Annotated in this window: 8 protein-coding genes; all 8 read right to left on the bottom strand. The window is 36.5% G+C overall.

Going from position 1 to position 11,337, the window contains the following annotated elements; genetic code table 11:
* Positions 1-37: 37 nt before the first annotated feature.
* Positions 38-1,339: a prolyl oligopeptidase family serine peptidase gene (locus tag AAHB15_RS01620; RefSeq protein ID WP_342041637.1), complete on the bottom strand. Its 1,302-nt coding sequence runs from the start codon at positions 1,337-1,339 to the stop codon at positions 38-40.
* A 32-nt stretch (positions 1,340-1,371) separates the two neighbouring features.
* Positions 1,372-3,120: a DUF5605 domain-containing protein gene (locus AAHB15_RS01615; RefSeq protein ID WP_342041636.1), complete on the bottom strand. Its 1,749-nt coding sequence runs from the start codon at positions 3,118-3,120 to the stop codon at positions 1,372-1,374.
* Between the two features lie 121 nt (positions 3,121-3,241).
* Positions 3,242-3,889 (bottom strand): YesL family protein, encoded by a 648-nt coding sequence (locus AAHB15_RS01610; protein ID WP_144562730.1) that lies wholly within the window; start codon positions 3,887-3,889, stop codon positions 3,242-3,244.
* A gap of 115 nt (positions 3,890-4,004) precedes the next feature.
* Positions 4,005-4,892, bottom strand: a complete 888-nt coding sequence (locus AAHB15_RS01605; protein ID WP_144562731.1) for a carbohydrate ABC transporter permease — start codon at positions 4,890-4,892, stop codon at positions 4,005-4,007.
* 17 nt (positions 4,893-4,909) lie between these two features.
* Entirely contained in the window at positions 4,910-5,779 is an 870-nt protein-coding gene (locus AAHB15_RS01600) for an ABC transporter permease (RefSeq protein WP_144562832.1), read from the bottom strand.
* Between the two features lie 354 nt (positions 5,780-6,133).
* Positions 6,134-7,624: an ABC transporter substrate-binding protein gene (locus AAHB15_RS01595; protein ID WP_144562732.1), complete on the bottom strand. Its 1,491-nt coding sequence runs from the start codon at positions 7,622-7,624 to the stop codon at positions 6,134-6,136.
* 128 nt (positions 7,625-7,752) lie between these two features.
* A complete protein-coding gene (locus AAHB15_RS01590; RefSeq protein ID WP_186446358.1) occupies positions 7,753-9,372 on the bottom strand; it encodes a response regulator transcription factor in 1,620 nt (539 codons plus the stop codon).
* A gap of 20 nt (positions 9,373-9,392) precedes the next feature.
* Positions 9,393-11,117, bottom strand: a complete 1,725-nt coding sequence (locus AAHB15_RS01585) for a sensor histidine kinase (protein WP_144562734.1) — start codon at positions 11,115-11,117, stop codon at positions 9,393-9,395.
* Between the last annotated feature and the right edge of the window lie 220 nt (positions 11,118-11,337).

Below are 11,337 nucleotides of genomic sequence, written 5' to 3'. Positions count from 1 at the left end.
TAATAAATCTTGCAGAAATTTGTTTTATAGCTGCACTTTACATATTGGAGCTACGTGTCTGGACTGTTATTTGGTTTGACTGCAACGCCAGCCATTGGAGCAGAGTTACATCTTTTCCGTTCACTTTTACCGGAGAACCATCGTAGTCCAGTACGCATTCGTCTTTGAGCATGTGGATCCAGGTACCATGGCCGAAAAACTCAAACGGGTTGCCTTCATGATCCTTGAAAATGCCTGAGGTATCTACGACCTTATCAAAATATGAAAAATGAACATTAGAAGCACCGGCTTTGAGTAGACGCTCATACGTTGGAATCACTGTAATTTCAGGTTTTACTATTTCATCATTTTTTGCATGTGTGAACCAGATAGGAGTATTCTTGATATCTTGAATATTTTGATCGGTAATGACCTCGTCATAGAGAGCTTCGCATACGGGATATGCAGCTGCAAAGAAATCGGGGTAATCGATTATCATTCGCATGGTCATAAAACCCCCGTTAGAACAGCCACCGATGTAGATACGATTTGAATCTATGTTGGAATGTACATTAATAAACTCATCAATAAGTGCTTTTAGTGCCTTCACGTACATTGAATTTCCGCTCTTAGTGTACTCACCGCTGCCGTCATCCATCCACATGGTGGGTACTTGGGGAGCAAGGACATAAGCGCCCCCGAATATTCTCTGTACTTTTTCACTTGACAGGTTTACAACATTATTTCCGGTATAAGCCACAGTCGTGTCATATCCGCCTTCGCCTGCTCCATGCAGCCAGATGATCAAGGGATGTTTATCTCTGCTCATATTTGGTGAAAAATAGCCAAAACGAAGGGGCATCTCAGCATATGATGACTCGCTGTTTACCCAACCTTTGACCTGCTCCATGTTACCGCCACCGAAATGATCATAGACATGTCCTGAAATGGAATCATTATTGGAATGTATTTCTTTCACCTGCGTTATGCGAAAATCGCAGAAAACATAAACATTATGTTCCTGCATAAACGCAATTTCCGAGTTCAAACGGTAGATCGCCTCACATTCCAGTTCTAAAGTGGCGTGACTGCCTATTTCGGTTTTGTTCCCTTCACGGTCTGATGTATACGTATTTGTAACCCGACAATAGCCTTTTGACGGATAAAGCTCAACCGAATTCCAATTTTTTCTGAGTTGTATCACTTCGCCCGTTTTTTTGCTTCGTCTCTCGACATAAACGTTGAAAGTATCTTTCGATAGTTCCTCTGATTTAATAGATCGGGAAAGCGGAAGGATGATTTTTGTTATATAAGGGCCATGGTCAGTAACCTCTGTTACAGTCATGTAAGAACGATTCATATTTATCTCTCCTTTTGTTAAATCTATTTACTTTATATTTTAGTCATCCTGACAGCCATATACTGTTTACCTGGAAGTTCTATTCTAAATTTTCCTTCATAAACATCTTCGAGTTCATTAATTGCCATTTCCCAAGTATCGATTACTTCAACTTTATATTGAATGCCAGGTTTCATCCGGTACTCTCTGAAACTAGGTCGATTAAAGCCATAATAATATAAATAAAACAGGTCAGGAATTCCCGCAGAAGGTGCATCCCAAGCGGTTTCTAAAGGATTCAATCCTTCTTCCGGCCCCTCTTCCATTATCCGCCTCAAGAAACCAATTCGCTTTGGACTGTCCCCATGTAACTGTCCACCTTTGGACCACCATAAAATATCTTCTGGATGAAGATATGTTTCGCCATGTCCAACATAACCGCCTCTAACTGCCCCTTCCCAAAACCGGCGTACCATTTCTTCCCCGGTGATATTTCCCCATCCTTGGTCAATATCTCCTTCATAGGCACATTCGTCGATCACGATTGGTTTATTCCACTGTTTTCTCCAGTCATCCGTATTTTCAGATGTTTTATATACATCAATTCGCTGAACACTGCAGTGTGTAATCCAAGGCCGTGTATAATCATAGAATCCCCAACAGTTGTGAATGGAAATAAGATGATGGTGAGGATCATTTTCCGTTATAATCTGAGCAAAGCGCTCCCAATCCTCCATTTCTTTAGCCCACATTAAGTCATATTCATTTGCTAATGACCACCAAAGATTGCGATAGGCTGAAAGACGAGCGGAGAGGTATCTCAAATAGCGATCATCCTCCACCTGTTTCATTTCTGCAAATCCCCATCTATCATAGGCGTGGTACAGGATGAGATCTGCTTCAATTCCGAGATTGCCAAGATCTGCGATCCTTTGTTCTAAGTGCTGAAAAAACTTTGGATTAAAACGTGTAAAGTCCCATCCTTCCTCAAGAGACCCTTCAAATGGATAGTACAAAGGCTCATTAGAGTTAAACTGATACGATTTAGGAAAGACACACATTCGTATCTTATTGAATGGTGAAGCCTGTAATGTATTCAATGTTTGTTGAATTAATTTTTCCTCTTGGTGAACCCATGCGTAACAAGTGGTCCCTACTGGAACGTATGGGGTTCCATCTTCATACGAAAAATGAAAAGTATTTTTTACACGGACAGGACCATGGTTTTCTTTAGAGGGACTTACACAAGTAAACTCCCCTTTAATACCGGTAAGTGACCGTGCATTGCTCGTTGTTTGAAATGTCCAGCTTCCCTCTATATCCGGCATAAATCTAATTCGATAAATCCCCTCCCCATCATAGAATCCAAGAGTTTTGTATCGTTTCTTTCCATTAAAGTAAAATTCCGCTTCCAAAGTGACGTCAATAAAAGGGTTGCCGTGATGCGGACCATGAAGTTCGACCTCAAAAGCGGCCCATTTTTCTACTGAGTTCTTTGAATAAACTCTTGCCGATCCCAAAATTACTGACTCAGATTCATAATTAGACGCTGGTGAAACGTAACCAGTCTCTTCTTCTAACTCTTCAAGTGCAGCCAACTCTGAATACAGTTTTTCTACAATATCCGTTGTACGTAAGGACTCAGGTAGCCGCGAAATTAGTTGTTCCAACGTATTTAATTTAACAAACATAATCGGGAATTCAGTAGGTTCCAATAATTGTGGCACATATTTTAGCAAAACTGCTTTGGCATTTTTATTTGCAAGGATCTTACCCATTTTCATATTTGGTGAATAACTCATTTCAACTGTTATCCCCTTTCTCTAAGAGATTTTTAGACTTTTTAGGAAATATATGTAAAATATGCTTATTCATATAAAAGAGAACTATCTTTTCATCTCTCTTTTATTGTCTCTCATGGAATTAATGCGCTTCCGTTCCGGTCCTTTTTACAGAGAAGTCAGCGACTTTATTCATTTTCACAAAAACATAGTTACTTAACCACATAAGTAAAAATGCTATAAGACTACCGCTAAAAAACGGGATGACTCCGGGTATTTTAATAAAGATGAAACAGAGGAACCCAGTCAAAGTAGCCATACAAAAGGTTGCGATTGGATTTATGGTCATTAAAATAAATGAATTTTTAATCGCCTCTTTCAAGTTAACATCAAAATGAACCAACACCGGGAAAATATATAATAGAGTAAGGATAAATAAGATTATGACAATAACATTGGGGACATAAAGTAATTTAAATGTTGGTACTGTGGTTGCCTCGACTATTCTTATGTTTGAGTACATGAAAAAACATGATAGGCCGATTATAAGTCCTAATAGGTTCCCTTTAACAAATTCTTTTTTATAAGTGAACCAAAATGACTTAAATACTGGAATATCAGTCTGCTTCAATACCCATTTACGTACCACCGTGAACATAGCCAGTGTGGCCGGAAAAAATCCAAAAACACCAAAACCAAGCAAGGTAAATGAAATCCAAAGAACATTCACATAAGCAAACCTTAGGACCCACTCCGAAATACTATAAAATCCCCGCATAAAACCTATCATCTGACATTTCCCCCTTGCCTGTTTCTCCTGTTTTTGAATCCTTATCTCGAATCCACGTTCATAACGGAGGGCTATTGATATTCAATCAGCCCTCCATTTTATTAAAGTGATGAAATCATCCTTTAACTGAGCCTAAAGCAATTCCTTTTACCAAGTACTTTTGGAAGAAAGGATAGGCGATGAGTATCGGCAGGATACCGATTACCGCAATGGCCATCCGTACAGCTGTTGTAGGAACTTGTGCTGCCGCCGTACTTGTGTTAGAACCTAAATTGCTGCTTGCTAAAAATTGAATGTCCGACAACATTCTGTTTAGGATATTTTGAATACTAAATAATGAAGGTTCTGTAATATAGATAAGTCCATTGAACCAGTCATTCCAATAAATGATGGTTTGAAGCAGGCCGATTGTAGCAAGGATTGGCAGGGAAAGCGGCAGAATGATCGAGAAGAATGTTCTAAATTCACCTGCACCATCCATCCGTGCTGATTCGATTACGGGCTCTGGTATCGAAGTCATAAAGAATGTTCTCATTAATAAAACGTTAAATCCGTTCATAAGGAGCCCCGGAACGATTAATGCCCAGATTGTATTTTTGATATCAAACACCTGCGTATAGACAAGATACGTTGGAACAAGTCCGCCGTTAAACAATAGAGTAAAGAAAACGATGAAAGCAAAAATATTCTTATAAGGTAAATCGCGTCGTGAAAGTCCATAAGCCAAAAACGATGTCATCACCAAACTTACAAAAGTTCCAAATATGGTTACGAATACCGTTATTCCGTACGCTCGTAAAATACTCGATGAATTAGATAGCAGGTAATCATAGGCCGCGAAGCTTATTTCCTTAGGTATAAAGGAATACCCTTCCTTCAAAATGGAAGCTTCATCACTCAGGGAAGAAGACAAAAGAATGATAAAAGGAATAATGCTGCCTGCGGCAAGTACGATTAAAACAATATGTGATACCCATTGTGTGATTCGATCAGATCTATACATCCTTTTCCACCTCCAATTTAAAATAATGCATTGTCTTTACTTTTTCTACGAACGAGATAATTTGATAATAAAACAAGTACAAATCCGACAATGGATTGATACAAACCTGCTGCGGCCGACATACCGATATCCCCGAGCTGCATTAAACCTCGGTAAACATACGTATCAATAACATTGGTGGTATCATAGATAGCACCTGAATTCATTGGTACTTGATAGAACAGTCCGAAATCCGAGTAGAAAATGCGGCCGATTGCCAATAAGGTCATCATAATAATAACTGGCATAATCGAAGGAATCGTAATGTGAATGATTTGATGCCATTTATTCGCTCCATCTAAAGTGGCTGCCTCATAGTATTCTTGATCGATGCCGATAATAGCGGCTAAATAAATCACACACAAGAAACCTACACCTTTCCACATATTGATAAAGGTTAAAATGTATGGCCAGTATTTGGCTTCGTTATACCATGAGATACCATCAAGCCCCAGCATTGGTAAGATGGTTTTATTCAAATAACCAACATCTTCACTAAGGAAGGCAAATCCCAAATAACTGACGATTACCATGGAGATTAGGAACGGCAAAAGGATGACACTTTGGTAAAAGCTTTTTGCCAGCTTATTTTTAATTTCATTTAGCATTATTGCTACAGCGATAGCTATTACTGTATTTAAAATAATAAAGCCGCCATTATAAAGAATGGTATTCCGAGTTATGACAAACGCATCTCTTGTACTAAACAAGTACTCAAAGTTTTTGAAGCCAATCCAATCACTGGCTAAGATCCCTTTAGCATAGTTAATATCTTTAAAAGCAATGATAAGACCAAACATTGGCAAATAATTATTGATCAATAAGTAAACCAATCCAGGCATCATCATGATAAAAAGTGGTAAAGCCCTTTTTAATCTTATCCGCCTGGAGTTTACCTTTTTCGCAGGAACCGCTTGGATCCCTGCTTCCAATTTCTTTACTGTCACTTCTGACATCCCTTTTCCCCCTTTTTCATATCAGAATGTTTCCGCTTACAAAATGATCATTCCAACTTATAACTTTATTTTATAAAACTAGTTATATAGAAACTATCCAAAATACGACTTCTTATTTTTGTTTATCCGACTTTTCAGAATATATCTTCAATACTAAGTTCTAGATATAGATGGAAGCAGAAGAACCGTCCCCATGCTTCTATGAAAAAAGAGAGCTAGATCCTCTAGCTCTCTTTCTCTGTTTCCTTATTGCTTTTCTTTCCAAGCTTCGAACTGCTTTTCCTTTTCGGCAATAATTTTATCAAGGCCTGCTGCTTTTAGCTTTTTATTAAACTCTGGCAAGCTCTTTCCTGGGTCCAAGGTACCTGATTCAAGTCCTAATTTATACTGATTAATTACGTTTGTTGCAGCGGCCATTTCTGTTTTCACTGGGTCTGGGTTAAATGTGAAACCAAAGGCAGGAGAGAAAATAGCAGAATCGTTATGTTTCTTCATGACTTCCCAATAATTTGCTGGATTCCCTTCCCAAGGAAGAGTGAGGAAGTTATTTCCAATTTGCCATTGTCCAAACACGTATTTGGATTCCTTAACATTATCCGGTAATTTAATCGTTCCATCAGACTTAACTTGATAATGCTTGCCTTCGATACCATTATCAAGTAGATTCATAATATCCTTATCCGTATAAAGTAAATTGATTAATTCCATTGCTTTTTCTGGATTTTGGCTGTTTCTGGCAATGGACAGGTTAAAGCCTGTTGCTGCATCCGTGTATGAATATACATCGGATAATTTCACAGATACCATATCATATCCAGTGATCCCTTTTTCTTGAACATCAAAACCAGGTTTCATATGGGAGAAATAGCCAAATCCTTTATTAGCCTTCACAATATTGGCAGCAGCGTCTTGTGAAGTGGCTGCATCCTTCATAATATAGCCTGCCTTGAACCATTTTCTCGCCAACTTAACCGCATCCACGTATTCTGGCTCTTCAAACATATTGACGACTTTCTTGTCTTTAAAGGAAACTACTCCAAGGCTGTCCCCTAGAATATCATATTTCCCACCTGCAAGGACTGAAGCCACTGTTGTTCCTCCAGTATTTACAATCGGAGTTAAAGTTGGTTCTTTTTCTTTAACGATTTTAAAAACACTTTCCAAGTCAGCAAATGTTTTCACTTGAGACAGATCGATTTTATATTTATCTACTATATCTTTTCTCATGATAAAACCATAATAAGAACCCCAGTCACGGATACTTGGTATACCATACATTTTACCATTTACTTTGTTGCCTTCTAAAAGACGTTTAGGTACGACATTCAGAATATCTTTGCCATTAGATTTAACCAAGTCATCCAATGCAAGTAATTGTCCTTTTGCGGCTTGTGTACTATAGCCAAAGAAGGATGAGGAAACGACCAAATCAATTTTCTCGTTTCCTGTCAGCATTAAGTTCGTTTGCTGTTGATAGTTAGCAGCATTAATTGGTACTAACTTCACAGTGGCATTGATCTTCTTTTTAACTATTTTATTAATTTCGTCCTGCACTAAAGGCAGATCATCTATTTTTGTAAAGGTGATATACGCCATGTTAATCTGATATGGCTGACCCTTTGAGTCCGTACCATCATTACTACTTGTACTGCTTTCCTTTGAACTACAGCCTGCTAAAACTAAAATAGCTGATATTGCGATTAAGAAATACCTTGTAAATGCCTTAAACCAATTCATCGTTTTCTTTCCCCCTTATTTTCTAGTCGATTCTATGAATCTTTCTTTGAAAGCGTTACCATAGAACTAATTTTAGTATAGAGGATGGGATAAAAAACACTTACTAAAAATCCGACTTTTTATTTTTGTTATAACGACTTTTCTGAAAATAGTGACTTTTTTCGATATTCCATCGGATTTGATTTTGTGGCTTTCTTGAAAATAGTAGAAAAATAGGAAAAATTTGAATATCCCGCAGACAATGCTACTTCACTTACAGGCAATTTTGTTTCTAGTAATAGTTTTTTAGCGTATTCAATCCGCTGCAGCTGTAGGTAGTCAGATATGGATAACCCTGTTTGTTTTTTAAATAATCTTGTTAAATAGTCCGGATTCAGATAAACGAAATTGGCAATATCTTCACGAGATAACCGTTGTTCACCAAGATGATCATGAATATATTTTTTCACTATATCCACCACTGATCCTTTTTCCTGAGGCAAATGAAGCTGGTCCATGGCTACATCTGCTATATAAATAACCCAATTATGGAGCGAATTTAAAGATTTCAACACTCTTTGCGGCTTTTCAGTCAGTAGGTTTTGAGAATAAACTTGATTGGCTTGAATTCCTTTTACCTGAAGAACATAAAAGATTAATTGCAAAAAATCTTGATAAAACAAATGCAATGATTGTGCGGTTATATTTTCATCTGCCTTTCTCCAATTTGTAAAATATAGATTAATAGACTCTAAAAATTTTTCTTTTGGACCACTTTTCATTAAACTTGTCCAATCAGCTGTAGGCAGTAACGGTAAAGAACATAATGATTTTTTTTGATTGTTACATACCATTGTCTTATTACTTACGGTTACATTATTTCGATCAAATTCATGCAAGGCTTGGACCATTCCTACTAATTCTTCAATAGGAACCTGATGACCAATGTAACCGCAAAGATCACATAAAAAAAACTCAGCAAATTCTAAAACAAACTGATTACAATTTTCCTTAAACTCTTTTAAATTGATGGAGTCTTCCAGAGCAATAATCATTAAGACATATCCATCTTCTAAATTAAGGACATACCCATCCATATGATACTCTTCTACAATTTCAGCAAGAGCCTTCTTCAACGCATATTGACTCACCTTTTCTTCATGTACCGACAGATCTTCTTTCCATTCTTGTACATGAAATAAAATTGGCAGAAAAGTATTTATATCTGAATAAGATAAATGGTAATTCTTCAACTGTTTTTCAATTGTTTCCTTGGTAGCCGGGAAAACTTGATTAATTAAATCTAACCAGAACCGTTCTTCCATAACGGTATAGTGAGACTTTTTTAATTGAAGATATGATTCCTCTACCATTCTTGCTTCTCGATCTTTTTTGATTTTATCTAGGGCTTCTTGGATTACTTCTTCTAGTTCTTGATAATCAACTGGTTTAAGTAGATAGTTAAAACTTTTCAATTGTAAGGCTTGTTTCGCATAGAAAAAGTCTGAATGGCAGGTTAAAAAAATGGCTTCTGTTTCAGAGTATTGTTCACGCACCCACTTTAACAAATCCAGGCCGGAGCCTTTAGGCATTTCAATATCACATAATAACAAATCAACCTTGTGATTTAAAAACACTTCTTGGGCTTGTCTTAAGTTATTAGCGGTATAAACTGATGTGATTTCATACTTTTCCCAATTAACTCCCGCTTGTACACCCCGAATGGAATGAATTTCATCATCAACGATAAGTACATGAAATTGACTCATAACCATGCCACCTTTTTATTTTAGATTAATTCGTTAGGAATTCGTATCTGGACTGTTGCTCCCATGCCCAGTTCATTGAAAAATAATATGGTTGCCTTTTCATGATATAACAAACTTAATCTTTGTTTAATATTCCAAATGCCCATTCGCTCCCCTTCCTCATTTGTCAATGATTTGTCTTCTCTCAAACTGCATAAAACATCCTCTGGGAAACCTTCTCCTGTATCCTGAATTTTAATGTTCAAATACTCAGGGTCATCATCTTTCATTACCACTATTAAAATATCAAGAGGATCATCAAGATTAAAAGCATGTTTAATTGAATTTTCTACAATTGTTTGTATAACAAGTGGAGGAATCTTGCATTTTAAAAATTCTGACGGTGATACAATATCATATTTAAAGGATTCAGGAAAACGAAGCTGTTGAATTTTCAAATAATTCTCCGTATGCTTTAGTTCATCTTCTAGGCCAACAAAATAGGAATTACTGCGACACATAAACCGAAAGTAATTGGCCAAACATTTAGCCATCTCTTGAATGACTGTAAAATCCTTTACTGTAGCCAGATTATAAATAATATTTAATGAATTAAGGAAAAAGTGCGGGTTGATCTGCAGCTGCAAATGCTTTAATTCCGCTTTTTGTAAATTTATCTTTTCTTCATATACATTTATTTTTAAATCCTTAATCTCAGAGACCATATGGTTGAAGGTTCCATTCATCACCCGAAACTCAGTCGAATTCCGATTAGCAGGAAGACGTATATCCAAATCTCCTTTTCGCAGCTTCTTCATGGCGAAGACAATTCGATTGATAGGTTGTAGAAAGACTTTTCTCATAATAAAAATAAAAAATAGTAAGAACAGTACAGCTAATAAAGTAATTAACGACGAAATTCTTTGTAAAAATGGAAGTTTCTCTAGGATTTCTTTCTCGGGAATCAATGCTGCAAGATAAAAATTAGCTTGTGATGATTTTTTCTTCATTAATACAAATCGATCATTTTCACCAGTTATGACATACTTTTTTTGTTTAATCGTTAAGTCTATTTTTTCCTTCTTAATAAAGGTCTTATTAGTAATGGGTTCTAAGTTGGAAGTTGCCAGCAAGGCTCTTCCTGTATCACCAAAATCAATATATTTAAACGGTGTAATAAGTTTGTCCATATTCACCCAGGCGCCAACATATACTCCATCAACGTTATAAAATTGAATCAAATAATAATCTTTTGCCCCTTTCCAGATATTCCATCTCCCTTCACTAAGCTCCTCTGGATGTTTCTCTAGTAACTGATAAATTTCATCTCTTGCTTCATATCGAGCAAAATAATTATCTGAAGAATTTTGTGTAAATAATAGATCCTTATAGGCCTCCGAATAGATAAAAATTGAATCGATTGAAGTGTATAAGTAAGACTGATTGGTAATCGAATTAAATAAACGTATTTTTGCTTCTTCATAATCATTGGGATCTAGGTTTTCATTATATTGAAGGAAATATAAGTCGGTATTATTCTGCGTGATTTGAAAAATATATTTTCCGACACCTTCCAACCCTTTATCGATTTGGTCCATATAAATATTCAGCATATTTTTGTTCGACTGGGCTACCTGACTCCTTATCACTTCTACCGCATAATAGTTATTTACAATGTGAACAACGATTAGTGGTCCAATAATTAAAAACACACTTAAAAAGAGTTTAAACAGTAACGAATTAATAATAGGCTTTATCTTCCGCATAGGTAGCCCTCCTGATGTAATCCCTTACAAACTACTAAATCATATTATACATGATTTATTTTTGAAATTATGAAAAAACTTTAAATTTTTTGTCAGCAGATTCGTGCAAAAGTCCTATATTGATTACCTTCGAGGCGCTTTTTTCCCAGCTCAGTCGTCAATAGCGTCGTATACTTAAAACTTGCTAGTAAAGCAAAAAGCCTTGAGCATTCACTCAAGA

The organism is Bacillus sp. OTU2372 (assembly GCF_038440275.1).
Lineage (GTDB): Bacteria > Bacillota > Bacilli > Bacillales > Cytobacillaceae > Neobacillus > Neobacillus bataviensis_B.
This window is presented reverse-complemented; position numbering and strand designations above follow the sequence as displayed.

Bases quoted from the DNA above. Each gene is read 5' to 3' on its own strand.
- AAHB15_RS01585 (WP_144562734.1), bottom strand. From the start codon at position 11,117: ATGCGGAAGATAAAGCCTATTATTAATTCGTTACTGTTTAAACTCTTT.
- AAHB15_RS01600 (WP_144562832.1), bottom strand. From the start codon at position 5,779: ATGATGATGCCTGGATTGGTTTACTTATTGATCAATAATTATTTGCCA.
- AAHB15_RS01610 (WP_144562730.1), bottom strand. From the start codon at position 3,889: ATGATAGGTTTTATGCGGGGATTTTATAGTATTTCGGAGTGGGTCCTA.
- AAHB15_RS01605 (WP_144562731.1), bottom strand. From the start codon at position 4,892: ATGTATAGATCTGATCGAATCACACAATGGGTATCACATATTGTTTTA.
- AAHB15_RS01590 (WP_186446358.1), bottom strand. From the start codon at position 9,372: ATGAGTCAATTTCATGTACTTATCGTTGATGATGAAATTCATTCCATT.
- AAHB15_RS01595 (WP_144562732.1), bottom strand. From the start codon at position 7,624: ATGAATTGGTTTAAGGCATTTACAAGGTATTTCTTAATCGCAATATCA.
- AAHB15_RS01620 (WP_342041637.1), bottom strand. From the start codon at position 1,339: ATGAATCGTTCTTACATGACTGTAACAGAGGTTACTGACCATGGCCCT.
- AAHB15_RS01615 (WP_342041636.1), bottom strand. From the start codon at position 3,120: ATGAGTTATTCACCAAATATGAAAATGGGTAAGATCCTTGCAAATAAA.